General features: G+C 42.7%; 12 protein-coding genes. 7 read left to right on the top strand and 5 right to left on the bottom strand.

Going from position 1 to position 26,817, the window contains the following annotated elements; genetic code table 11:
- The first annotated feature begins 229 nt into the window (after window positions 1–229).
- The 5 genes from B3317_RS16350 (at window position 230) to B3317_RS16330 (ending at window position 9,675) form a co-directional block, all read left to right on the top strand.
- Entirely contained in the window at window positions 230–3,334 is a 3,105-nt protein-coding gene (locus B3317_RS16350; protein WP_291113555.1) for a SusC/RagA family TonB-linked outer membrane protein, read from the top strand.
- A gap of 34 nt (window positions 3,335–3,368) precedes the next feature.
- Window positions 3,369–4,916, top strand: coding sequence for a RagB/SusD family nutrient uptake outer membrane protein (locus tag B3317_RS16345; protein WP_291113553.1), 1,548 nt, complete (start codon window positions 3,369–3,371; stop codon window positions 4,914–4,916).
- A gap of 37 nt (window positions 4,917–4,953) precedes the next feature.
- Window positions 4,954–6,210, top strand: coding sequence for an OsmC family protein (locus tag B3317_RS16340; protein ID WP_291113551.1), 1,257 nt, complete (start codon window positions 4,954–4,956; stop codon window positions 6,208–6,210).
- Between the two features lie 74 nt (window positions 6,211–6,284).
- On the top strand, window positions 6,285–8,330 hold the full coding sequence (locus B3317_RS16335) for an alpha/beta hydrolase family protein (RefSeq protein WP_291113548.1): 2,046 nt from the start codon (window positions 6,285–6,287) through the stop codon (window positions 8,328–8,330).
- A gap of 130 nt (window positions 8,331–8,460) precedes the next feature.
- Window positions 8,461–9,675 (top strand): trans-sulfuration enzyme family protein, encoded by a 1,215-nt coding sequence (locus tag B3317_RS16330; protein WP_291113545.1) that lies wholly within the window; start codon window positions 8,461–8,463, stop codon window positions 9,673–9,675.
- Window positions 9,676–10,341: 666 nt separating this feature from the next.
- Here the strand turns inward: B3317_RS16330 and B3317_RS16325 are convergent.
- From B3317_RS16325 to B3317_RS16305, 5 genes are all read right to left on the bottom strand, one after another.
- Window positions 10,342–11,631, bottom strand: coding sequence for a histidine-type phosphatase (locus tag B3317_RS16325; RefSeq protein WP_291113542.1), 1,290 nt, complete (start codon window positions 11,629–11,631; stop codon window positions 10,342–10,344).
- A 101-nt stretch (window positions 11,632–11,732) separates the two neighbouring features.
- Window positions 11,733–13,142: a glycoside hydrolase family 28 protein gene (locus B3317_RS16320; RefSeq protein WP_291113539.1), complete on the bottom strand. Its 1,410-nt coding sequence runs from the start codon at window positions 13,140–13,142 to the stop codon at window positions 11,733–11,735.
- Window positions 13,143–13,163: 21 nt separating this feature from the next.
- On the bottom strand, window positions 13,164–14,618 hold the full coding sequence (locus B3317_RS16315) for a glycoside hydrolase family 28 protein (protein WP_291113536.1): 1,455 nt from the start codon (window positions 14,616–14,618) through the stop codon (window positions 13,164–13,166).
- A 21-nt stretch (window positions 14,619–14,639) separates the two neighbouring features.
- Window positions 14,640–16,970, bottom strand: coding sequence for a GH92 family glycosyl hydrolase (locus B3317_RS16310; protein ID WP_291113533.1), 2,331 nt, complete (start codon window positions 16,968–16,970; stop codon window positions 14,640–14,642).
- A gap of 334 nt (window positions 16,971–17,304) precedes the next feature.
- Window positions 17,305–21,480, bottom strand: coding sequence for a two-component regulator propeller domain-containing protein (locus B3317_RS16305; RefSeq protein WP_291113530.1), 4,176 nt, complete (start codon window positions 21,478–21,480; stop codon window positions 17,305–17,307).
- Window positions 21,481–22,035: 555 nt separating this feature from the next.
- On the opposite strand from B3317_RS16305, the gene B3317_RS16300 reads away from it, so the two are divergent.
- A complete protein-coding gene (locus B3317_RS16300; protein ID WP_291113525.1) occupies window positions 22,036–25,107 on the top strand; it encodes a SusC/RagA family TonB-linked outer membrane protein in 3,072 nt (1,023 codons plus the stop codon).
- 6 nt (window positions 25,108–25,113) lie between these two features.
- Window positions 25,114–26,724 carry a RagB/SusD family nutrient uptake outer membrane protein gene (locus B3317_RS16295; protein ID WP_414647515.1) on the top strand — a complete coding sequence of 537 codons (1,611 nt, stop codon included), beginning with the start codon at window positions 25,114–25,116 and terminating at the stop codon, window positions 26,722–26,724.
- The last annotated feature ends 93 nt before the right edge of the window (window positions 26,725–26,817 follow it).

Below are 26,817 nucleotides of genomic sequence, written 5' to 3'. Positions count from 1 at the left end.
GCGAATGTGTTGTTAACCTATATTTAACTATTCCGAAAATAAACCCGTCGGTTTATTTCCCCTAATTGATATCCGCATATATTCCAGGGTAGTCCGAACTGTATTATAAAGGTTCTGAACCCCTGAACTAATAAATGCGCAAGATATTATCCTTCAATTAAGCAATCTATAAACAAACACTTCTTGTAGCCTTCTATACTTGGCTACAATGGATATTCATTAAAAAATTATGGCAAAAACAATTAGCTCTTTTAGCGATAAGAGAGACAGGTATCGTGTAAATAAGTATTATTACATTATCATATTCTTTCTATTGCTGTCAGGTAGTATGATAGGGCAAACAGTAATAAAAGGTACAGTTGTAGACGAAAAAACCGGGGAGCCTCTGGTGGGAGCCTCTGTCGCATTGGTTTCTACCACACAGGGTAGTCTCACTGATATAGACGGGTCCTTTTCTCTCCCTGTTTCGGGCCAACTGCCTGTTACTATCAAGGTGGCTCTTGTGGGTTTCAAATCGCAGGAATTGGATGTATATGAAAATAACGGGCCGATCATTATTCCCTTAACGGAAGATTTAAATTATTTGAATGAAGTAATCGTGGTTGGATATGGTACCCAGAAGCGTAAAGAACTTACCGGGGCCATTTCTTCGGTTTCAAAAGATGCGTTATCGCAATTATCTACTTCATTCGATGGATTACTGGGTGGGGCTGTTTCCGGCTTGAATGTATCCCAAAGCTCCGGTCAGCCGGGAACTACTTCCAACATTCGCATACGCGGAGGAAACTCTATAAACGGAGGGAATGAGCCTTTGTATGTGATAGACGGGGTTATAATATATAACGACAATTCGTCGGCCAATATCGGGATAAGCCGTGCTGCCGGGGCATTGAATCCGTTAGCTGCATTGAATCCCGGTGATATTGAATCCATAGAGGTGCTGAAAGATGTGTCCGCTTCGGCCATCTATGGTTCGCGTGGAGCAAATGGCGTAATTATTATTACTACCAAGAGTGGGAAAAAAGGGAAAACGAATATTGAATATCAATATTCTATCGGCTGGCAGCAAGCCCGTAAGAAGCTCGATCTGATGAATGCGCGCGAATGGGGTGAGCTTTATCTGGAAATCGCATCTGCCGAAAATATCAGTGAAACCGGTCTTACTGCTGAAAAAGTGGCACAATTGGGTGAAGGTACAAACTGGCAGGATGCAGCCCTGCGCACAGCGACAACCCAGAACCATCAGCTTTCGATAAGTGGCGGAGACGATAAGACGAGGTTTCTCTTATCTGGTAATTACAGCGATCAGGATGGTATCTTGCTGAACACGGGCTTTAAGCGTTATAGCGGACGGTTCAACTTTGAAAGGGATTTATTCCCGAATCTGACTGTAGGTTTGAATGTTACAGCCAGTAAAATGGATCAAAGCGGATTGAGCAGCTATAACGGACTGTATGTGAACGGTGTTTCAAACTCGCTCGATTATGTATTGAGGATACCGCAGGTAGTTTCTATATATAATCAGGATGGAAGCTATAATTACAATAACCTTTTCGAAAAAGGGGATTTACGATTTGGCGACCGTACCGTAAATGCCATATCGGATCTGGTTAATACTACATCGCAGACAAAAAATAATACTGTCATCGGAAACTTTTTCGCTAAATATACTATCATCCCCTCGTTGGTGGCTAAGGTCAGCGCAGGAACCAATCTGAGTAATACGACCCTTAATTTTTTCGCGCCTTCCAGCGCTGCGTCAGGTTTTCTGGCTAAAGGGTATGGAAGTATCGGAAACAAGCGGTTTGATTCGTGGCAATATGAATATACGCTCAATTACACAAAGAAGCTGAATAAAGACCATTATGTGGATATATTGGCCGGTTATACGACCCAGACCACCGATATAGAATACTCGATAGCATCGGCCAGTAATTTCGCTAACGAACAATTGTCTTACCATAACCTGCAGGGAGGCGCCACTCTCTTGTCACCAAGTTCGGGCGGTTCGGAATCTATCCTCAATTCGGTACTGGGAAGGGTCAACTATTCTTTCCTCGGCAGGTACAATCTTACCGGAACATTCAGGGCGGATGGTTCTTCCCGATTTGCAAAAAATCATAAATGGGGTTATTTTCCGTCCATCGGTTTGTCATGGAACGTCAGCGAAGAACCTTTCCTGAAAAATAATAAGGTCATCAATGATCTTAAACTGAGGGGAAGTTTCGGGGTTGTCGGCAATCAGGAGATAGGCGACTACCGATATGAAGCGACATACTCTACAAAGGTATATTCTTTCAATAATCAGCTCGTTACGGCTTACGGCAGGGCTAATGCTGAAAACCCCGACCTGAAATGGGAAGAAACATCGCAATATAATCTGGGTTTTGATCTGAATCTGCTTAACCGCAGATTAGGCATTATAGCCGATATTTATTATAAAAAGACAAGCGACCTGCTGCTAGATGTGCCTGTGGAAATAACAACAGGATTCAGTACCATGCTTATGAATGTGGGCAATGTTACAAATAAAGGGGTGGAACTTGCATTGACAGGCAGTATTATAGATCAGAAAGACCTGCAATGGAATCTGTCTGCCAATATTGCTAAAAATGTGAATGAAGTCACCAATATCGGTAATCTGGATTATTTCCTGTCCGGCAATACGATCATAAAGAAAGGGGAATCTTTAGGCTCTTTCTATGGTGTTGTCTTCGATGGAATAGTACAAACCGGAACAGATATTTCGAAAGTGCCTGCGCCGAGCTGGAAAACGAGTGTTGAGCCCGGTGATGTAAAATATGTCGATCAAAACAACGACGGCAAAGTTACTCAGGATGAGGACAGAGTTGTCTTAGGTTCTATTCAGCCTGATTTCACTTACGGATTTTCGACCACACTGAGATATAAATCATTGAGCTTATTTGCAGCTTTTCAGGGTAGTAAAGGTAATCAGCTATACAATCAGCTCCGGCAGGAGCTGGAATCACCATCCACCAGCTACAATGTATTAGCTACACTCCGTGACAGGTGGACGCCGCAGAATCCGTCCAATACAATTGCTAAAGCCTCTGTCACATCGGCCACATGGCTCGATAGCCGCTATATCGAAGATGCCTCTTTCTTACGTCTGAAAAATATAACTCTGAGTTATGTCCTTCCTGTGAAAATAACAAAGGCTCCTCAGACAAAATTCAGAATTTTTGCAACGGGGCAAAACTTATTGACCTTTACCAAATATAAAGGATACGACCCTGAAGTTTCCAGCGGTATAGATTCCGGAGCATACCCCACAGCGAAAACAATATCTTTTGGCGTGAATATATCTTATTAAACAGCTTACTATAAAATAATTAAATCAGAAAGAGATGAAGAAGTTATTATATACCTTAATATTATCGGTGACAATTCTTTCATGCAGCGATAGTCTTGATGTGACACCAATAGGCAAACTGATGGGTGGGAACTTTCCCGTAACGGATGAGGACGCTATAGCCCTTACCAACGGGATTTATACGCCGAATGTCGGCATAAGCACTTCGCTGGCGTACATGATAGATCTGACCACCGAAACTACTGTTTCGGGGGAGAATCCGAACAGTGGCGGAGGATTATTAGGCTTGATACAGTGGGAGCCGACCAATAGTTATGTGACATCGGTATGGACTGCTTTTTATGTAGGCATTACAAGTGCAAACGATGCCATAGATAAATTGTCGGAATCCAAAACCGTTTCAGAATCCATTAAGAAACGCTCTATCGGCGAAGCCAGGTTTCTGCGGGCATATTACTATTATTATGCAGTGCAGTTTTGGGGAGAAGTGCCGCTTGTCTTACATAATGTTGATGGAAAAAATACGACCCGCGCGTCGATAGATGAGGTGTATGCACAGATTGAAGACGACCTGAAAAGTGCTGCGGATAATCTGCCGGACGTAAGCAGTTATGCAGACAGCGATAAAGGCAGGGCGAGCAAAGGTGCCGCTTATGCATTATTATCAAAAGTATATCTGGTATGGGCACAAACATCTGAAAGCGGGGGCGACACAGCCCGCAAAGACAGATTCCGGAAATCTGTAGACGCAGCCAATAGTGTAACAGGATACGAACTGGAAGAAGATTTTCTGGACAACTGGAATGTAAATAATAAGAACGGGAAAGAAAGTATTTTCTCAACTCAGCATGCTTCCGGTACTGCTACCGACGGTAGCGGAGGAAACCATTTGGCCCATTGTGCCTTTTCCAGCGGTTTCAGCAATTCTACTCCTCACGTACTTATTTCGGATAATAAATACTATGACGCTTTCGACGACCGTGATCAACGGAAGAGCGGGACATATGCCAAAGAGTTATACAATCCTTCTACAAATTCGGTCTTTACATTCACCCGTCCCCGCTATCGTAAATATATCGACGCCAGCGATCCGTTGGGATCGGCCAGTAACCGCAATATCAACAGGTCTATCATACGCTATGCCGATATTTTGCTGGTAAAAGCCGAAGCAATCAATGAACTGAATAACGGACCGACAACAGATGCTTATGACGCAATAAACCAGGTGCGGAGAAGAGCTTTCGAACATTTCCCTCTAAATCAAACATCTCCGGACGATTTGCCGGCAGGACTTGATTACAACGGCTTCAGAAAAGCGGTTCAGCAGGAAAGGATGTTTGAACTTACCTATGAGCAAAGCCACTGGCTCGATCTGGTAAGATGGAGAATTTACGTCAAGACCTTAAAGGAATCGGGATTAGACGAGAGTTACAAGAAAAGTTCCGTAAGCCTCAAAAACTACCGTTTTCCTATACCTCAATCCCAACGGAATATAAATCCTGAAGGTTTATGGCAGAACTGGGGATACGACGGTTATAACGAATCGAAGACCGGTGCAAATCCTTATGCCGGATTCGAATAAATAAATTATATAATAGAAACCCATTAAAAAGAGCAATATGAAAATCTATTCACAGGATACAAAAAAACGGATAAGTATATTGGCTATTATTATACTTTCCGTATTTGGAACAACATCAGTTGATGCACAGACTGATAATGCTAATACAGGCCCCAATTCTGTATTTGTAAAAGATGCGGTTAAAAAGACATTTGAACAGAATGCCAGTCCATTGCGCAACTATCTTTTCAGCAGGCGGGAAGCACTCATTAAATTGCAAAGCCTGCCAAGTGAGGAATTACAGGCTGTGACATTAGAAGCCCGTACCACGGCAGAGCAGAGGTCGGGCTTACGGAGAATGTGTATCCGCGGCTTCCAGATCATAAGCGATAGCGGGACGGACTTTGCGGGTTACAATGTAGGGCCGGGTTCACCTGAATCGCAGGTTGCTATTATAGCCAGTGACTTGGCAGATAGCTACCTTAACCAGGCAGCTCTGAGAAATATACCTGTCGATTCATTAAGAATCGAAATTATAAATCGCCCGGATGCCGTTCCTGCGAATAAAGTAAATTATCCCCGTAACTTCCTCTATACTGCATATATAAAATCGTCAGCGGATGATAAGCAACTGGAAGAATTACGGAAGGCCGCGGAAGCAAATTCTCCGATATTCAATTTTATCCTTAAACCACAAGTAGTGACCGGAGAAATTGATTATACCCGGACTCCCGATAAGCTGGTGATACCGGAAGGAGGGCAGCCCGGACTCCGAGAATATCTGAAATATAAGCGTGCCGCGTACTTACATCTTCAGGAAGAAGGTAAGAAACGGGAAGAAGAGAGAAAGAAGAATCCATCGCTGGCGAATAACGAGAACCGTAATTGTCTGGTGGTTACAGTAAACAATAATGGTGTCCGCCAGCTTCAGATCCGCCAGTTCCGTATATTGCACGACAATCCTGCATATCTGGGAGGAAGCGATCTCGGACCGACCTCTCAGGAACATCAGTTAGGCGTGTTGACAAGCTGCCTTACTCATATTTTCCTGATTCAGGCTGCTGCCCGCCAGATTCCGCTCGATTCGCTGGAAGTGAATGTAAAAGCCACTTCCGATATTCGTGCCGGGCGCAGTGGTTTTGAGAATGTCCCCGGCTATCCGTATGGGATTCATTATACTGTGCATGTGAAATCTCCGGCAACATACGAACAAATCAAAGTGTTGCGGGATGCCGTAGAAGCAGTTTGTCCGATATACAACTTATTGAAGGATGAACAAACAATAGAAGGCCGTATAGTTAAAATAGGTAATTAGGTAAATCCAGATTGTGGATTTGTTGGAAGTGCTTCTTGCAGGCACTTCCAATTTTTATAATTAATTCGAAAAATATGAAGAGAATTTATACCATTGTATTGCTGACTGTCTTTCTTTTCCCTATTTATGCAGGTTACGGATATTCGGCCTATGGCAAAGAACCGGTCGGTATCGACTTTTTTACGAAAGTTAGGAGCATTTCTAATCTGAAAGAAAATAAAGGGGATATATTCTTTATCCTTCGACAGCCCGATTTAGAGGGAGACACATACCGAAGTGACTTATATCAGCTGGTGGATGGAAGGGAGTTAAGACTGACATCTTCAGAAAATGTCTCCGATTACTTTTTTCTTGGCGATACTATTATTTTCAAAAGTGTACGCGATGAAAAGGACAAAGAAAGACTAAAGAAAGGAGAGCGGCTTACAATATTTCAGAAATTGACCAAAGGTTATCAGGAAGCAACAGAATGGTTGCGGTTGCCTTATGCTGTAAAAGATATCCGGCTAATAGACGGAAACCGTTTCTTTTTTACAGCTTCTTATCGGTTGGCTCCGAAAGAAGAATCCCAGACGGAGGTGCTGAAAGACATAAAAGAAAATGGAAGGTATCGTATCTTCGATGAATTACCCTTTTGGTCGAATGGTCAGGGTGATATCAGTGGAACCCGTACCCACCTTTATTATTATGATAAAGGAAAAATCACCGACCTTTCAGATTCTCTGGAAACGGTTTCCGACATAGAACTTAGTCCCGATAAGAAGCATCTGGCTTATATCCGTAAAACATACCGGAGGAAGGCTTCACAAGATAACAGTCTGGTATCATTGAATACCGGAACATTGGAGAAAAAAGAATGGAATTTGTTCAATAAAGCCGTTTACTCCCAAATCCAGTTTGCGGATAATAATGAATTTGTTGTTCTGGTCAATCGCAGCTTAGAACGCAATAAACAGGAGAATCCTGAATTTTATCGTCTGAATTTGTCATCAGGGAATATTAAAGGAATATATGATGGAGATTTGTATGCGATAGGCAATAGTATCGGCTCTGATATCAAGTCGGGGGGCCGTAGCAAAATTACATTTGATAAAGATGGGTTTAATTTTGTTTCAACTGTGATAGATCAGGCTCCACTTATCCACATAAATTACAAAGACACCTCTATATCTGTTCGTTCGCCGAAAAATATCTCTATAAACGATTATGTGCCATATAAGGATGGCTTTCTGGTTGTAGCCATGGCAGAGCAACAGGGTGAAGAAGTGTATTTTCTCAACAGTAAAGGAGAGATTTCCCTTTTTAGTTCCATTAATACGGCCCTGTTTGAGAACCATAATGTTGTGAAACCTATAGAAATAAAATTCAGAAATGAAGATGGACGGGAACTAAACGGCTATATTCTGCCTCCGGCCAATTATAAGAAGAACGAAAAATACCCGGCTATATTAAATATACATGGTGGCCCGAAAGCAACTTATGGGACAGTATTCTTTCACGAGATGCAGTATTGGGCAAATCAGGGTTATGCCGTTCTATATACCAATCCCACAGGCAGTAATGGGAGGGGAAACGTATTTATTGATCTGCGTGGTAAATTCGGCTCTGTAGATTATAATGATCTCATGGCTTTTGTGGATGCAGCGATAGAACAGGTTCCGTTTATTGACAGAGAACGTTTGGGGGTTACCGGCGGATCTTACGGCGGATATATGACCAACTGGATAATCGGACATACCAATAGATTTAAAGCGGCGGCTTCGCAACGGAGCATCTCTTCATGGATTTCCTTCAGCAACACGAGTGATATCGGACATACTTTTACCGAATCATACATCGGTCATAATCTATGGACAAACAGTGAGCTACTATGGGAACAGTCTCCCCTGAAATATGCAAATCAGGTAAATACACCAACGTTGTTCCTCCATAGCGATCAGGACTACAGATGCTGGTTGGTTGAAGGTGTGCAGATGTATTATGCCCTTCAATATTTTGAAGTCCCGACCCGCCTGATAATATTCAACAATGAAAACCATGAATTATCCCGGTCAGGGAAACCTACAAACCGGATCAAACGCTTGGACGAAATTACCCGGTGGTTTCAGAAATATTTATAGATAAAGATTTTTGTTCTCATTTGGAAAATACCATGTTAGTGGTATTTTTCTTTTTTTATAAAGGATATAACTTCGCTGGTATTAAAGTCATCCGGAAAATATAGTACGGAGTAACATAAAAGAGAAGAATATGTCTAAAGAATCTGATTTTTTACTGAATGCGGGAGAGCAAACCAAAGCAATTCATGGAGGGGAATTTCCCGATCCTGTGACTAAAGCTTCTTCCCCGAATCTAATAATGTCCACAACTTTTATTACAGATGCCGACGCCGGATTTTCCGTTGAAGGTCTTGACGAAAATGATTCATGGCTTTATTCCCGTTGGGGTAATCCTACCGTTCATCAGCTGGAGGAAAAGCTGGCTATTTGCGAGGGAGCCGAAACGGCTGTTGCCTTTGCAAGCGGGATGGGTGCTATCGTCGCATTACTTTTCCATTTACTGAAGGCCGGAGACCATGCGATTGTAAGTGATGTAGCCTATGCAGCCCTTGCTGAATTGACGAATGAAATGATTCCCGGGTTAGACATTGAAATCACAAAAGTGAATACCTCCGACCTGAAGTCTCTGAAAGAGGCTGTCAAATCAAATACCCGCCTGATATATATAGAGACTCCCTGCAATCCCCTGCTACGCCTTACAGATATCGCCGCCGTGGCGGAAATTGCACAGGAAGCGGGTGCGAAGTTGGCTGTAGATTCAACATTCGCGACACCTGCCGCTACGAAACCTTTGGCACTGGGTGCCGATTTTGTGATACATTCACTTACCAAGTATTTAGGCGGACATGGTGATGCTTTGGGCGGAGTCATTCTGGGTAGTAAAGAAAATCTGGTTCCTTTACGGAAAAAGACAGCCATCCGTTTTGGCGGAGTACTGAGCCCGTTTAACGCATGGCTGATATTAAGAGGCTTAGCTACATTTCCTCTTCGTATGCGGGTTCATCAGGAGAATGCTCTCAAAATTGCAGCATATCTGGAAAAACATCCGAAAGTTAAGCGTGTATTTTATCCGGGTTTGCCCTCACATCCTCAGTATGAACTGGCAAAGAGGCAAATGAAAAATTTCTCGGGAATTATTACTTTCCAGATAGATAACGGAAGGTCACAGGCCCGCAAATTTGTGGAGAGACTACAAATAATTCATTATGCAGTCTCGCTCGGTCATCATCGTTCTTTGATCTTTTATCTGGATAGCAATGAATTATTAAAAACTTCGTTTAAATTCTCAACTCCTCAGCAACTGGAATCATGGAATGATTTTGCAGGAGACGGACTTTTTAGATTATCTGTAGGTCTGGAAGATGCCGGGGACTTAATTAGTGATCTGGAAAGGGCGCTTGCCTGAAAAATGTTATCAAGGCGAAGCAGATATTAAAAACTTTATCTATGTATATAGCTGATAGCCTTTAGCTGTCAGCTGATAGTTCTTTGAAAGATTGGAATGGTCCCTCCAACCTCCCCAAAGGGAGGCTACAGAGAGGGTAAAAAGTAATAGGTAGAAAAAGTGTAACCTTTGTTACCTTTTCAAAGTAGTAAGTATTGAGTAATAAGTTGAAAGTTATATGAGATACGAGTAGACAAGACACGAGATACAAGTAGACAAGACACGAGATACAAGTTGTTAACTGATAACTGTTGACTGCTAACTGAAAATAGTGTAACCTTTGTTACCTTTTTGAAAATAGTTACAAGTAAACGGGATACGAGATACAAGTTGATGACTGTTAACTGCTAACTGATTTCATTGTTACTTTTGTTACTTTTTGAACAAGATGCTTCCCCCGCTGGCGCGGACTTCCAGTCCGTGTCTTGTTGAGAGGGCGAAAATGTTTGCTACGCAACACACAAACGGGACGTCTGCGCGAGCGGGGGTGTCCCTCGTGGTAAAGAGTTTTAACTACTAAGTACACGAAGGAAATCACAAAGGGCACAAAGGCTAAAAAGACTGTTACTTTTGTTACCTTTTAGCGGATAAAAGCTAATTAAGATGGATAACCTCACACCCGTCGCTCTAATAGTCCGTATCTTCAGAGAGCGGATTATGGGTAGCCGGATGTATTTCGGTTTCGTCCTGTTTTAATTGCTCTTTAAAGAATGCCTTAACTGTCTCCCACGGATAGTAGGGGCCGGTATGGCTCTCTAAAGGTAAATTTACTTCATTTTCATTTAAAAGAAGTTTTACCAGTATCTCATTCTTCTTATTACGGAAGAAGATAAGTTGCAGATTAGCTCCCATAGGAGAAACCCGGTAATCCTGCCAGGCCAGATGGAATTTCTCCATATCGGTTTCCTGATTACTGCATCCTTCTACCTGCATCAGTGTAAGCAGGCGGATGAGGTGCGTATCATGTCCGAAACGAAGATCGGCCGCAGGAGTTCCTTCTTTTATAGCGGTTTCCGCACTTTCCACTATATTGCGTAGTAGAGGTATGGCGCAACGGGGCATCAAACCACCATTAAGCGGAGCACCGGCATTGCAGACATACATGCGGGCATTTACTGTTTTCCAAATCCCGGCTAATTCTTCATACCGGAAGATGTCATAGAAAGTAACATCTATGTCTACATTCTGCATATCGGCTGCAATCCAGTAGATTCCACGCATAAGGGCATCCTGATTTGTTATTGCATCGGGATTTACAAACAGTGAAGCCATCAGGCGTTCCGGACGAACATTTTTCTTCTCAAAATCGCGGAAGTCACGTCTCCATGGGGCTTTTCCAGAAGAAAACTTTTCTCCTTCCGGTGAGGTGTAGGCGATATAATCCATATATCGCTGGTAAGCTCTCCGGTCTACGTGCAATGCAGGGTTCAGTTCTTTCAGACGTTCTGTGAAATAACTCATACTCATGGCACAGCGCAGCGAGGTGGACGAACGGGCGTCAATAAATGCATCTCCACGGAATACCTGAGGGAAATTATGGTACATTCGTCCGGCTATTTCACGTTGCTGGCGTTCGCCCAGAGGGGTGATATTGCCGCTCTTGCCCCGGGCGTCTTCCCATACTTGTTGCAGGCGTTTACGGACATCTATGCCGAGCGGAGTCAATTCGGAACGCTGATAAAGCGAGTCAAAAACGTGCAGGACTTCTATATAACGTTCGTCCGCTGTCATCCAGCGGGAACCATGACGGCCATAATGACTGATGTAGAAAGGTTCGTATCCTTCCGGTGCAGGAGTGTAGGCCTCGGGAGGAGCAGGATAAGCGTAATAAATACTTCCGGTTTGTTCCGGCGTCGGTTGAGAGTAGACCGAAAGTCCGCTTAGTAAAAGTATAGTGAATATAATATATTGTCTCATAAGCCTTATCTTAAGGTCGCAGACCTGTTTATTACTTTGGTAAGTGAAAATGCAAGAGTAAGTTATAATTCGATAGCGTACCATTGAATACTGTTTCCTACTTAATTGGTGATTTTTAAATTGCGGACATTCTTTTGCCAGATGCCTTCAGCCGCATGATCCGGGCGAATATCACCCCACGTAATATTGCAGTCATCAAGTCTGATATCAGATGCCGTATCTATGTAGAAACTGTAAGTTTTATCACGGATGAAGCCTTCACCGTCGCACGGACGCTTGTCGTAGATGCCGCCTTCGTATGCAGTACGTTTCTGTAATAGCAGGTCTACATCCTTGAAATAGATATGATTGACTTTGTCGGGAGTATCCCCGCCTACAAAAATACCGTTCTCACTGGTACATTTGATATTCGAGAAACAGATACGGCTTACTTCTCCGCATCGGCCTTCGGTAGCTCCTTTCGGGAAACGCCAACCTGCATCTTTGTGATTGCCTATGGCACGCGGGTAAGATGTGATGTAAATCGGTTCGGCTTTTCCCCACCATACATCGGAGAAGAACATGCAGTCCACGATCATATTTGAGAATATCACATTGGTGACGGTTCCTTCGTCGCGGTTCTGGATGCCTATGCCACGGTTGCTGTTCTTGATAATGCAGTTATTGAACAACACATTATTGATCTTATTCATATTCTCCGACCCTATCTTGATGGCGCACGAACGGGAGACCATGGTGCAGTTTGTTACAACAATGTCCTCGCAGGAGCCGTATTCTTCGAACTCCCGCCGGTTTTTCAGGCATATGCAATCATCACCGGACTCGATATGGCAGTTGGCAATGCGTACGTTTTTGGAATGGTCTATATCAATGCCGTCACCGTTGCGTATTTTCAGGTCATTCAGTATCGTGATGCCGTCGATGGAAGCATCGTTGCAGCCGATAAGGTGAACAGTCCAATAGGCACTGTTGCGGATGGTAATATCTCTTATCACGGTTTTCTCCACATTGATGAGAGTCAATACATGTGGGCGGGGATCAAAGTCGGTCACGGGCTTCAATTCATAAGAGTCTTCCAACTCTTTTCCCATGAATGCGACGCCGTTCCCGTCGATTGTACCCGTTCCGGTAATGGAGACTTCTTTCAGATCTTTCCCGTAGATCCACATCATGCCTTCGCCCCGGTTGTCGCGGAAAGCACTTTGTGTATATACCGTCTCGTCAGGATTGGCGAGCAGGCGGGAATTGGATTCCAACCGGAGTTCGACGAATGAAGCCAACTCAAAGGGACTGCACATAAAAGTATGTCCTGCGGGGATAAGTACTGTGCCGCCACCCGATTGAGAACATGCGTTAATAGCTGCCTGTATTGCTGTGGCATCATCGGTCTTTCCGTCTCCCTTAGCACCATAATCTATAATGTTATAGGTGCTCTTGCCTGCCTTCGGGCTATTGCAGGCACCTAACAGAGAGATGGCGCATAAGGTAAACAAAAGTGCTTTAATTTTCATAAATATAGCTTTTCTTATTAATTACTTGTCTATGGTTACTCTTTCACAGCTTTCGTACCTGAAAGCTTCATAATGGCTACCCGGCGCTTTCTCACCTTTGACCCTGATAAGGGTCAAATCATTGATTTCCCGGAAAAGGTAAGCGCTTTCCCAGAGCTTCTCCGGCTTGTCCTTGTTCCAGCGTACCAGACAATCTGCAAGAGATAGTTCATCTACGCCATGAAACAGGAACCCGTTACGGGATCTTTTATCAATAGCGTCTTCCGGTTCCATAAATAGCTGTATGTCACGCAGGCGGATATTTTTCATCCGGTTGCTGAAACCTTCCATCCTGATACCGCTTTGTCCATAGGCAATAATGTTATTAAGCATTACGTTCTCTATGTTTCCGGCTGACGGAATGTTCCCGCGCTTCTGTATCGTGAACCAGACAGGATCGCCATTTCCCCACCAGAATGTTTCTTTGCGTACAGTATTGATAGTCATATTTGAGAAGATCGCATTGCGCACAGTGCCTCCGTCGCGGACGATGATGTTTAGCCCCCGGTTGGCCCGGTTGATTACACAGTTGGATACGGTGATATATTCAAAATCACAGTGTGATTCTGTCCCTATCTTCAAGGCTGCTGAAGAGGAAGTCAGAATGCAATTACTGATGGTAATATACTGGCAGGGTTGAGTTCTCCCGTTCTGACGGGTTGTTTTCAGACACAGGGCATCATCCCCGGTATCTATCCGGCAATTACTGACCGTTACATTGCTGCAACCGTCAATATCCAGACCATCCGCGTTAACGCCATTGTGAGGATCGGACATGATATATATGCCGTCAACAGATACTCTGTCGCACCATTGCAGGTGTACCGACCAGAAAGAAGATTCAACAACCTGTATGTCCCGGATATGAATATTTGTACATCCCGTGAAGTTGATTGCTCCCGGACAAGGCGGGACTTTCTTGAACTTGCTCTGATAGTCTACTCCATATAGTCCGGCATTGACAATTTCCCGTGCGGTTATAGAGTCTGTAACTTCAGTCTTTGGTTCTCTACGGTATCCAACACGCTCTGCCTGACAATGCAACGTACCTTGTCCGGTGATGGAAATATCCCGGGCATTGACTGCGCCGATCAGCATTTCGGCCTCGGTGTTATCGGCTGCACCGATCTCTCTGGTGAAATTACTGAAATCTTCGCTTCTTCTGCTGGCATAAAGCGTTGCTCCTGCTTCAAGATGCAGGTTAACAAAGCTTTTGAGCTGAATTGTACCACTGAGATAATTACCGGGTGGTACCCATACTACACCTCCTCCATGGGCGGCACAATCATCCACTGCTTTTTGTATGGCCTTTGTGGAGAGTCGCGTAGTGTCAGGAACAGCCCCATAGTCTATAATATTATAAACAGATTGAGACCATACCGCAGAACTACTAATGACAAGCAGAAATAGTATAGTAACTCTGAGAGATGTTATCATGTATATCCTTTCTTTATATCTTTATTTCATCATATCAGGCGGACAATCCTCAGGTTTGGTTCCCCATTTCCGGTTAGGCTCGTTTCCCATAACAAATTCGATTGTTCCACCACTCATTATATCCTGATGCGTAATGTAATTATGCGTATAAGGTTTTCCGTTTAGCGTAGCTGATTGTATGTAGATGTTCTCTTCGGATGTATCCGGAGCCTTTACAGTAAAGGTCTTTCCATTTTCCAGATGCAGGGTAAGACTGGGGAATGAAGGGCTGGCAAGCATGTAATATGGCGTACCCGGGCAGACAGGATAAAATCCCATAGCTGCAAACATGTACCATGCCGACATCTGTCCCGCATCATCATTACCCGAAAGTCCACCCGGTGTATTCATATATTCCGTTGCCATAATGTGGCGTACGGTACGTTGGGTTTTCCACGGTTCTCCTGCATAGTTAAACATAAAGGCAATCTGATGGCATGGCTCGTTTCCGTGCCAATAGCGCTGTTCGCTGAACATGGAATCCAACTTCGCTATATAGTTTGTTTTACCACCCATACACTCCATCAGTCCGTATGGGTCGTGAGGAGCATACCATGTATAGTGACAAGGGGCTCCTTCGGTAATGAACCGGGCAAAGTCGAAAGCATTGTATTCATTCAGGAAAGTGCCGTTGGCATGACGTCCCTGAGCGTATCCGGTGCGGGGATCAATGACATTCCGGTAATTAGTCGCACGTGATATCAATTTCTGGTAATCTTTCGTTTTGCCCAAAGATTTAGCCATCTGTGCGAGTACAAAATCATCATAGGCATATTCTAAAGTCCGTGAAGTCTGCTCGCGGGTATGAAAAGCATCCGGTACGGCATCTTCAAGAGGAATATAGCCATATTTGAGATAAGATGTCAGTGCACGGCGTCCCATGCCGTTTCTATATTCATCCGGATCGGAAGGAGTCTCAAAAGCATTCTTTCTCATCCCTTCATATGCCTTTTCAATATCGAAATTGCGGATACCTTTGCTATAAGCGTCGCCGATAGCGGCAATAGAATGGTCGCCTATCATAGCGGCAGTATAGCTGTTCCAGCAGGGAAAGATAGGTAGCCAGCCACCTTGTTCGTATTTATGTACAAGCGATTGCATCATATTTCCGCCTTTGGTAGGAAAGAGGATGTTAATCAGAGGATGTAGTGCACGGTATGTGTCCCACATGCTGTAATCCTCATAGTACGTTTCCCCCCCGGGTAACTGACGTATCGGAAGGCCTTTGGCAAAAGACGGATAACGTCCGTCCACATCGTTAAATGTGCGTGGGAGGAAAGAGGCCCGGTAGAAGGCGCCGTAAAACTGCTCTTTATCCACAAGGTTTTCGGTTTCCACCTGTATTGTGGAAAGATGTTGCTCCCATATCCGGTTTAGCTCTGTCCTTGTCAGGTCAAAGTTCCAATGAGGAATTTCAGCCTCCAGATTACGGATGGCACCTTCCCTGCTGACAAAAGACGAAGCGGCCTTTATCAAGACTTCTTCTCCTTCTTCCACATCAAATTCCGCGTATACGCCTATCTGCCCGGCATTTCCTATTTGTGTGGTATGTGAAAATAAGGAGTCTCCCTTGTGTGTTCCGTAGTCTGTTATTTTCTTCTTGAACCGGATAATAAAGTGGCCACTGTATCCGGCAGGTTCTCCCCAGCCCTGATAAATGCGGTGAACAGGATTATACCCATAAATCAGGTTGTTGAGCGTATCGATAGAGATGTATCCCTGACCTTCATCGCTGTTAGGATTGACTATCAAATATCCTTTTCCTGCTTTCTTATAAGTAAAACGGTAAATAGCCGAGCGGGAACGGGCTGTCATCTCGGTGTATATATTCTCATCGGGTAGGAGAGTGGCATAATAAGACGGGGTCGCTTTTTCTGTCTGGTGGGAAAAACGGGTTGCCCGGGATTCAGGCTGGCAGCGCAGAGTCCCGTAAAGAGGCATAAGCGTCATTGAACCATAATCCTGAGTACAGCCGCCTACAATCCAGTGAGAGTTGCGGAACCCTTGCAGTAATGTGTCTGCATAATAATAAGGAGCTATACATTTCTGTTCTGTATCGCGTGTTTGAGGAGTCCAGAAATTCATGCCATTCGGTTCGAGTACCGCAGGAAGTGTCTGTCCGTATTCCTCCGTATTCTTTCCGAATTTACCTGCCGTATGAGTTGTGCTAGCGGAGGTACCGACACGGGTATCGATGTATTTTATCCGCGAATCCTCGATAGTATTGCGGTAGCCGCCGGAGCACGACATTATAGACTGTAGCAATATAATAGCAAGCAGTGCGAAACAATATGTGTAAATGGTTTGTCTCATTTGTATCTTATTAATATCCTATTCCGGAAATGACTGGTGAAGTAATGCTTGTCAAAATTTTTGAATCAGCAATAATCCTGTTTATTGACCGGCCGGAAGCAGGAAAAATGAGAAAACAGAACTTGGGCTTCATCTTCATAGTATCCATTATTTAGGGTGATATGCAAAAATAGCGGCTTATCCTCTATGAAAAGAGGAAAATAAGAAAGATTGGGAAGAAAATAGTAAAGTGGAGAATTTACACTTTTCGTTTTAGTCGGTTCAAACTTTATTCATACTCCTATTTAACACAAATAAGAGGTGCATACAGATATGGCGAATAGTAAAAAAACACTTATCTCTTATTAAGTTTAGAACTTGGTAAATATCCGAAAAACTCCTTGAAGCATTTAGTGAAATACTTGGGATCATTGAAGCCTACGGAATAAGCTATTTCGGAGACATTTATATCTCCCGGTCCTTCCTGTAGCATTTTTTGTGCTACATTCAGCCGGTAATTCTTCATAAACTGTCCGATGGGTTGACCTGTCAGATCCTGCATTTTATTGTTTACCAATGTCTTGCTATATCCCATATCACGGACAAAACGTTCCAGATTATATTCCGACTCTGCATAATTTTCTTTCATCAGATTGACGGCGTTTGCAATGAATGCCTTGTCCCTGGATTCTTCCTGTATGTGCAGTTCCTCTACGTTGCTGCTTGCCGAGAACATCATTTTGTACTTATTTCTCAAATTTAAAATGTTACGGATGCGGAGCCGGAGCACCTCTTCATCAAAAGGTTTACAGAGATATTCATCCACACCGATTTCAAAACTTCTTTTCTCCTGAAGTTCTGAGTGAACAGCAGTAAGGATGAGAATAGGGATATGCGAGGTCGCCAGATTTTCTTTAATATGGCGTGATAATTCCATTCCATCCATTACAGGCATCATAAGATCACAGACAATCAGATCAATCGTATGCTTCTGTACAATTTGCAGGGCTTCTTTCCCATCTTCGGCTTCAAACAGACGATAATCACCCTCAAGTAGCATACGGATATACAAACGCATATCCTTATTGTCTTCTACTATAAGAACCGTTTCTTTCTTTGTTCCGTCAGCCGGTTGTAATATATTCCGCAGGCGATTGTCTTCCTGAATTTTCATGTCTTCTCCGGCAGTCAGTTCTACATCTCCGGCAGGAATTAATGGCATCAATATGCGGAATGAGGCTCCCTTGTCAGGATTATTACGTGCCCATATTTCTCCTCCATGCAGTTCTACTATTTTCCAGCAAAGGAAAAGCCCGATGCCTGTACCGCTTTGGCCATAAACAGGGTATTTCAATACTTTTTTGGATTGATAAAAGCGGTCAAATATTTTTTCCATGTCTTCTGTCACAATGCCATGTCCTGTATCGCGTACATTTATATAAAGAGACTTTTCCCTGTTGTGCCGTTTGACTGATGCTATAAATATGCTGATACATCCATTGTCCGGTGTAAATTTGATGGCATTTGAAATCAGATTTACCATTACTTTACGTATATATGCGGCGTCTATAATCAAAGAAGGATTATCCAGGCGGAAATAGGTCTGTATATCTATATGTCTTTCTTTAGCAAAGACCCTGAAGGGCAGAAGTAGCTCCGACAGGAAATCAACAAAGTTTTCCGGGCGCTTATCCAATATAACTTTATCCATTTCCAGCTTTCGGAAGTCCATTAATTCATTAACCAAAGAGAGTAAATAGCGGGAGTTTCGTTCGGCAATCTCCAGTTGCGTTTTTACACCTTCGTCCTTTGTTTCTTTCAGAGCATGTTCGATAGGACCATGGATAAGCGTGACGGGTGTACGGAACTCATGGGTAATATTGGTAAAGAAGGATATTTTTTCTTCCGTTATTTCCTTTATGTGTTGTGCCATGGCTTCCAACTGTTTGTTCTGGACTGCCAGTTCCTGTGTGCGTTGCTTAACTTTTCTCTCCAGTCGTACTTTCTGTTCACGGTAAGTACGGATTTTTCTCTTATACAATAAATAGATGGCCAGACAGGTTACTCCAATAAGTAACAGATAGAACCATCCGGACTTATAGAAATAAGGAGTTATATCAACTTCTATTTCAGTGATCTTATCTGACCAGCGTCCCAATTCATCTGTTGCGCGTACCTGCAATGTATAGTTTCCTGAAGGTACGGACGTATATCGTGCCAGATGCTCTCCGGGCTGTGTTTCGTTCCATTCTTCTTCATATCCTTTTAGCCGGTATGCAAAGCGGATACGACTACTGTTCCCATAATCCTGTGTAGTAAAGCCGATGGAGAAACGATTGTCTTTTTCATGTAGAAAGATTTTAGGAGCGAAGGTAATGTTTTTCTCGAGGTAATTACCGCTGGATGGATAAATGGTGTTTCCTCCGATTGCCAGAGACGACAACTTTACTTGCGAATCTGTATGTAATAAGGTTTCACTCTCCGGATGGATAATGACCAAGCCGTCTATAGTAGCCAGATATATAAAATCATGTATTGCAGAATAATGAATGCCATTCCAATAGAACTGAGTGGCAGGTAATCCGTCGGCTTGCGTGTAATTACTGAATGTCATCGACTGGATTTTCAATCGTGAGATTCCGTCATTGGTTGCCAGCCATAAATTTCCCTGTCCGTCTTCTGCCATACCGATAATCGTATTATTAGGCAATCCGTGCCTTGTCGTATAATTCTTGAAGATGAAATGATTGTTCTTGTCATTTGTCAGTTGGTATAATCCGCTTCCATTGCCTCCCAGCCAGATTGTACCGTTTTTGTCCTCTGTTATACTGTTTATCTTTTCCAGTTGTGTAGACTCCGGATTATCCAGCTTATACTTCAGATATTTATAATCGAATCTTTTATTGGATTTGGCAAAAGATGGCAGGTCGACGATAAAGACTCCTTGAGTTGTTCCTATCCACAAACGTTTCTTCCGGTCGATTAAAATGGCATGTATAGCCTCGAATTCGTTATCGGACTGGTCAAATAATATTCTTGTGAAAGTGTTTTTTCGTTTATCGTAAAAATGTACTCCACGGGTGGACCCAAACCAGATTCCATGATTAATTTTATCTTCACAGGCACTATTAATGAAATCGCCTTCCAATTCAGGTATGATCTCGCGCGTATAGCGTTTGAAGGTACGATTATTTCGGATATTCAGGTCCAGACCATTTATACCGACACCCCAGGTATATGCCCATAAATAGTTATCAGAGTCTATCAGGATTCCATTAATCGTATTATTGCTAATGGATGTGATATCATTAGGTGAAAAAAGATAATGAGTGCATGCCTTATTTTCCTTATTCCATTTCATCAACCCACGTTCCACCATTCCGATCCAGAGATTACCCTCCTTGTCTTCATCCACTGCATTTACAGGAGTAGGAGTATCCATATTGACAGAAGATGTTCCGCATGACCATAACTCGGTTTGCAGGCGTTTCGGAGAAAGCACATTGACTCCTCCGGTTTCGGTGCCTAACCAGATTATCTCTCCGTCCGTGAGCAGGCAGTTAATCGCATTACAGTTGATCGTAGCGCCATTTTGTTCGCTGGTCTGACGGATGAATGAGAAGGTATCAGTGTCCCTGTGATAGACATTCAATCCGTTAAGAGTAGATACAATAAGATGTTCTTTGTCGGTCAGTCTGATGTCCGTTATATATGCCTGACTCAACATTCCTGAGCGATGAGTAGAGTAACGGTATCTTTTCAGACTGTGTTTTGTATGGTTATATTTGAATACTCCCCGGTTCGAACCAATCCACAGATATTCGCCATCAGCCTCCATGCATGAAATACGCCAATCTTCACTGAAAGAGGTCAGGCTATCAGATAGGATTTTTGTCTTCAGAAGATTATTGGGTTGTTTCTCGATACGGCAGACCTGGTTATCAATACCTGCACAGATGGTCCAGCCTATATCAAGGATCGCGTGCACAGGCGAAGCGGAAGCGTTCTTCAGGCAATAATAGGTTTTGACATCTCCTTTCTCATCCAATTCTATGCACCATAGGTCTTTGTTACCGGAAATCCATAAATGGCCTCGTTTGTCTTTGTATATCGTACTGACATATTCATTCATTAGCCGTTGCAACGGGCTGTCCGAGGATAGATTAAGTTCGGAGGAAGAATAAGTATTGAGGTCAATAATATCAATTCCTCCTTCGGAAGCGATCCAGAGCCGTTTATAATTGTCTTCACATATTTTGTGTACAAAGTCGTTCTTCAAATGTATAGGTGCAGTTTGCATGTCGTAATTCAGAAACTCATAACCATCATATCTCCCTATCCCATGATGTGTAGCAACCCAGATATATCCCTCTGAATCTTTAAAAATGTCACTCACGAAGCTATAAGGCAATCCTTTGCTTTCTGTAATGAATTTGAAGTTGTATTGGTCGAAAAAGCGGTCTGTATTTTGAGAAAAAAGCACCACTATTTGTATTAGCCAAAAGATGGCTAGTGAGATATGTCGTTTCATGATAATTCCCCTCTTTAGTATCCGTTAGGTGCGATTATTGTCCGAAAAGATACAACTTTATTTTTAATTTTAGGAACCTCTCCGGACATTCAAAATGTTAACTTCACTATTTTCCTCTTCTTTTGCATCATTTTCCCCCTGCGTCTTCTTTTGTTGACTTAAATTTGCTGTAATTAAAATCTGGAATACTATGGAAGCAAAGACATTTTCGTTTCTCCCTCCGATTGACACTTATTATGGAGGACAGTAAGATTACTATATCCCTTTTACATTGCTTTATATAAAGAGTAATGTGAAACCTGTTTGTCTTTTTCTTCAATAAATAGCTGATCAAATAACCGAGGTTTGTGTTGTAATATCCGGGAATATGCCTGTATACAGGTGGGTCGTATTTCTACAATGGAACAATACTCAATAGATAAGTAAAAGAAGGTATTTAATGTAACATTATTTTATAGTAAGCGATTTTTGCTGCTGTAGATACAAAAATAACAAATAGGTCTGCGACCTTAGATGGGAAAATAGGAACTGAATTTCTAACTAAAACTTTATTTTATGCTGAATGTGCAAATAAAAAGAAAAAGAACATTTACACAAGGAATGCTCTTTGTTGTGCTCTTGCTAAGTAGTACCTTGGCATTTGCCCAGAACAAGGTGACCGGTACAGTGACCGATAAGACAGGTGAACCGCTGGCAGGCGCCAATGTATTAGTGGCAGGTACAACAATCGGTTATATTACTGATGTAGACGGTAAATATACAATTGAAGCGGAAAGAGGACAAACCCTCATATTTTCTTTCATTGGCTTTACCAAACAAGAAGTAAAAGTTAGCCAGAATGTAATCAACATTACTTTGGAAGAAGATACCAAAACTCTCGATGAAGTCGTGGTCGTTGGTTATGGTGTCATGACGCGTAAAGATGTGACAAGCTCTATTACTACGGTAGGAGCTGACAAACTGAATGTAGGCGTTTATTCGGATCCTGCTCAATTGTTACAAGGTAAAGTCCCCGGACTGACGATTACCCAAAGCAGTAACCCGAATGCTTCTCCTTCCATCACACTGCGTGGTGCTTCCACCTTGCGTACCGGAGCAGCGATGGAACCTTACTATATAATTGATGGTGTTCCGGGGATGTCTTTATCTCTGATCTCACCGGACGATATTGAAAGTATAGATGTTCTCCGTGATGCCACAGCAACTGCTATCTATGGATCGAAAGCGGCTAACGGAGTGATTATCGTGACTACTAAGAAAGGTAAGGCCGGACATACAAGCATCAGTTACAGCGCCTATGTAGCAGTTGATAATGTGATGAAGAATTATGATGTGATGAATGCTGAGCAACTTCGTAGTTATGCGCAATCGGGAGGTATCGAGCTGGTCAACGATTTAGGCGCTGATACCAAATGGCAGGATGAAGTACAACGTACGGGTTTCAGCCACAATCATAATGTCTCTATCAGTGGAGGTACCGAACAGACTACCTACAATACCAGTATCAATTATATGGAACGTCAGGGTGTTATCAGAGGTACAGATATGGATCGCCTGATTGGACGTGCATTTGTCCAGTCTAAAGGCTTGAAAGACCGTCTCACTCTGTCATTCAATATCAATACAAGTGTAACCAACAATCATACTGTTCCGATGGATACTCAGGGAAAGAGCGTATTGGATGCCATGTATTATTACTCTCCGTTGGTACCCGTTCGAAATGATGACGGCAGTTGGTACGAAAATAGCGGTATCTCTCAGAACTACAATCCGGTAGCTTTGATTAATGAAAATATCTATGACACGGAAAGCAAACGCATTCAGGGAAATGGTAAGGCCTCGCTGAAACTCATAGACGGCTTGGTTTATAATTTAAGTCTGGCCTATCAGAATGAACAAAATATCTATAGTAATTACAACTCTACCAAGTCATTGATTGCTAACGGTATGGATGGTAAGGCCGAACGCTCTTCTGTAACCAATAAAAAGAAAGTTTTTGAAACATACCTGAACTACGACAAAACATTCAAAGATGTTCATAAACTTGGTTTAATGGGCGGTTACTCCTGGGAAGAATCAAATGATAACGATGGTTTCCAATTGACTACTTATAATTATTATAACGATGATTTGACTTACCACAATATGGGTATGGCAAATAAGATTGACAAGAATGGTCTTGGAGGCTGGGCACTTTCTACTCTGCGCATGATTTCATTCTACGGCCGTGTCAATTACTCTTATGCCAGTAAATATTTATTCCAGGCAACTGTTCGTCGTGACGGCTCATCTGCGTTCGGTAATAACAACCGATGGGCAACTTTTCCTTCCGTTTCTTTGGCATGGCGTCTTTCAGAAGAAGGATTCATCAAGAACCTGAATATATTTGACGATTTAAAACTGCGTATGGGTTATGGTGTCAGTGGTAATTCATTAGGTTTTGATGTATTTACTGCTACCCAGATTTACGGTGCAACAGGCTGGTACGATCATTTGACCTCGACGGGTGAATCAGAGCAGATTCATATACTTGGTGCTACCCGTAATGCTAATCCGGATTTGAAATGGGAGCGTACAGGCATGTTCAATGTAGGTTTAGACTTTGGTTTCTTCAATAATCGTCTGGGTGGTACTATAGAGTACTATGATAAGCGTACAAAAGATCTTATTGCCGATTATGCAGTTTCCACGACCAAGTACCAATATAACTGGCTGACTACCAATGTAGGTGAAATCAGTAATAAAGGTATTGAGTTAACGATCAATGCAATGCCCGTGAAAACAAATGACTTTAGCTGGGAAACGTCATTGAATCTTTCCCACAATAAAAATAAGGTTGTTAAATTATCCAATAGCATGTATTCTGTCGACTATTTCGACAAAGCGAATGTTGATGCCGGAGGTTTTGCGACTGCAACCAACCAACGTGTGATGGAAGGCTCTCCTATCGGCCAGTTCTACCTTTGGAAATGGGCGGGAGTTAAAGATGGAGTTTCAAATTTTTATGTATATAGTGAAAGCAGCCTGACTGAAATCTACAAAGATCAGGGAGGTTTTGAAGGTAAAGTAACGAAACAGGAGGATGGACGCTATATCGATAATGAAACCGGAGAGTATGTGACTACCAGCAAGCCTTTATACGATGACCGTGCTAAAGCAGGTTCGGCACAACCGAAACTGAATGCAGGATGGAGCAATACGTTCACTTACAAAAACTGGACAATGACCGCATTCTTTCAGGGTGTATTCGGTAACAAAATACTGAATGCTTCGCGCGCTTACCTGAGCAATATCGGTAACGTGACAGCAGGTAAGAATGTATTGGCTTCTATCGCAGATGAGAATCCGGTAACTGATAACAACTCTCATGCTCCATCTGATCGCTATTTGGAAAATGGTAGCTATGTACGTCTGTCATCCCTTACCTTGGGATATAACTTTGGCCGTATGAATGATTACATCAAAGGACTTCGCGTTTATGCCACCTGCAACAATGTATTTACTATTACAGGTTACAAAGGTCTTGATCCGGAGGTGAATTTGGGTGGTATAGAACCGGGTATCGACAATCGTCAGACTTACCCGCGTACGCGTACCTTTATGTTCGGAGTTAATGTCAATTTCTAAAATACTATGAATATGAAAGTTAAATATATAAAATCATTCATGACAGTTGCTCTGCTGGTTTTAGCAGCAAGCTGTACGGATCTCGATGTAGATATTAAATCACAGTATACAGAGTTTCCTGATTCGGAGATTGCTGCGGAAGCAAAAGCGGCCAATGCTTATTTTGCTATGCGCGGCCCGTTGGGACGTGATTATAATCACGCTCAGACTTTGTCTTCAGACGAAACTATGTCTTTTTCTTTTAATGGTTCTGATTATTACGACAATGGTCGTTATAATCATATGGCTTTGCATAACTGGACACCGGATGATGCTACAATTGGTTATTGGGAAAATTTTACACAGGGCATTACAACCTGTAATGGACTGATTGCAGAAATGGGAGGGGATGAAGCTGCTGTAACCGCGCCTATCCGTGCTGTCCGTGCCTATTACCTCTGGGTATTGATGGATAGCTATGGTGATGTACCTTTGCTGAATCGTATATTGGCGGAAGACGAGGCGATAGACCGCTCGCCCCGTGCTGATATAGCTCAGTTCATAGAATCGGAATTGTTGGCTGTCATCGATCTGTTGTCTACGAATGTTGACATCTCTACATATGGAAAGCCTACCCGCTGGATGGCCGATGCCCTGTTGGCAAAACTCTATCTGAACTGGGCCGTTTATACTTGCGGTGATGTGGCTACCTATACTCCGACAATGGCGAATAATAAGCTAAATGATGTGGTGAAATTCTGTGACGACATTATTGCTTCCGGTAAATTTGACCTGACAGATAGCTATATGTCTAAATTTAATTCGGAAAACGGGGCACATATCAAAGACTTCATTTATGCTATGCCTTTCGATCGCGAAACTCAGCAAGGTATGACATACGCCCGTTTTTGGACGCACCGTAATGGTAACGTTGAATTCTATGGAGTAAATTTGCCGAGTAGTGTAGGCGGTTGTTTTGCGATTAATTCCGAATTTGTAGACAAATTTAATCTGGCAGGCGATGATCGTAACGAGCAAATTATTGGCGGACCATTATATGTGCGTTCTGCTAGTACTTACAAAGCCACTACTACCCCATGGATGGTAAGCGGACAGCAAGTAACATTAACTAAAGTTATTAAATTAAACGCCTTGGATGAAACTATGCCGGTTGACAATACAGCTCATGGTGGCCGTTCGCAGGGTTATCGTTCCATCAAGTTCTATATGGACCTGAAAACGACAGCCTCTCAGAGCCGTAATCAAAGTAATGATGTGCCTATCTTCCGTTTTGCAGATATATTGTTAATGAAAGCAGAAGCTATTTTACGTGGAGCTACTGCTACTAACGGGGACACTCCTATGTCCCTTATGAACCAGATTCGTGATTATGTTCATGCTCCGAAAGTTACCCAGAATCCGACGCTGGATGAGCTTCTTGATGAACGTGCCCGTGAATTTGCCGATGAGAACTGGCGTCGTAATGATCTGATTCGTTTCGGTAAGTTTGAAGATGACTGGGGTTATAAACATATCATCAATCCGAGTGCTAAAACAGAACTTTATCGCCGTATCTTCCCTGTTCCAAAATATATTCTGAACACCAATACCAATTGGTCACAAAACAAAGGATATTAAGACTGTTTCCTTTTAGTATCTTTAGTTGAAAACCTTGCATTGCAGCTGAATACCTATTTTATTCAATTGCAATGCAAGGCTTTTTTTATAAGG

The organism is Dysgonomonas sp. UBA7710, assembly GCF_002482385.1.
Classification (GTDB): Bacteria; Bacteroidota; Bacteroidia; order Bacteroidales; family Dysgonomonadaceae; genus Dysgonomonas.
Note: the sequence above shows the minus strand (reverse complement) of the source record. Positions and strands in the feature narration are given on the sequence as shown.

Coding starts and splice junctions, on each gene's coding strand:
- B3317_RS16350 (WP_291113555.1), top strand. CDS start 230: ATGGCAAAAACAATTAGCTCTTTTAGCGATAAGAGAGACAGGTATCGT.
- B3317_RS16345 (WP_291113553.1), top strand. CDS start 3,369: ATGAAGAAGTTATTATATACCTTAATATTATCGGTGACAATTCTTTCA.
- B3317_RS16340 (WP_291113551.1), top strand. CDS start 4,954: ATGAAAATCTATTCACAGGATACAAAAAAACGGATAAGTATATTGGCT.
- B3317_RS16335 (WP_291113548.1), top strand. CDS start 6,285: ATGAAGAGAATTTATACCATTGTATTGCTGACTGTCTTTCTTTTCCCT.
- B3317_RS16330 (WP_291113545.1), top strand. CDS start 8,461: ATGTCTAAAGAATCTGATTTTTTACTGAATGCGGGAGAGCAAACCAAA.
- B3317_RS16325 (WP_291113542.1), bottom strand. CDS start 11,631: ATGAGACAATATATTATATTCACTATACTTTTACTAAGCGGACTTTCG.
- B3317_RS16320 (WP_291113539.1), bottom strand. CDS start 13,142: ATGAAAATTAAAGCACTTTTGTTTACCTTATGCGCCATCTCTCTGTTA.
- B3317_RS16315 (WP_291113536.1), bottom strand. CDS start 14,618: ATGATAACATCTCTCAGAGTTACTATACTATTTCTGCTTGTCATTAGT.
- B3317_RS16310 (WP_291113533.1), bottom strand. CDS start 16,970: ATGAGACAAACCATTTACACATATTGTTTCGCACTGCTTGCTATTATA.
- B3317_RS16305 (WP_291113530.1), bottom strand. CDS start 21,480: ATGAAACGACATATCTCACTAGCCATCTTTTGGCTAATACAAATAGTG.
- B3317_RS16300 (WP_291113525.1), top strand. CDS start 22,036: ATGCTGAATGTGCAAATAAAAAGAAAAAGAACATTTACACAAGGAATG.
- B3317_RS16295 (WP_414647515.1), top strand. CDS start 25,114: ATGAATATGAAAGTTAAATATATAAAATCATTCATGACAGTTGCTCTG.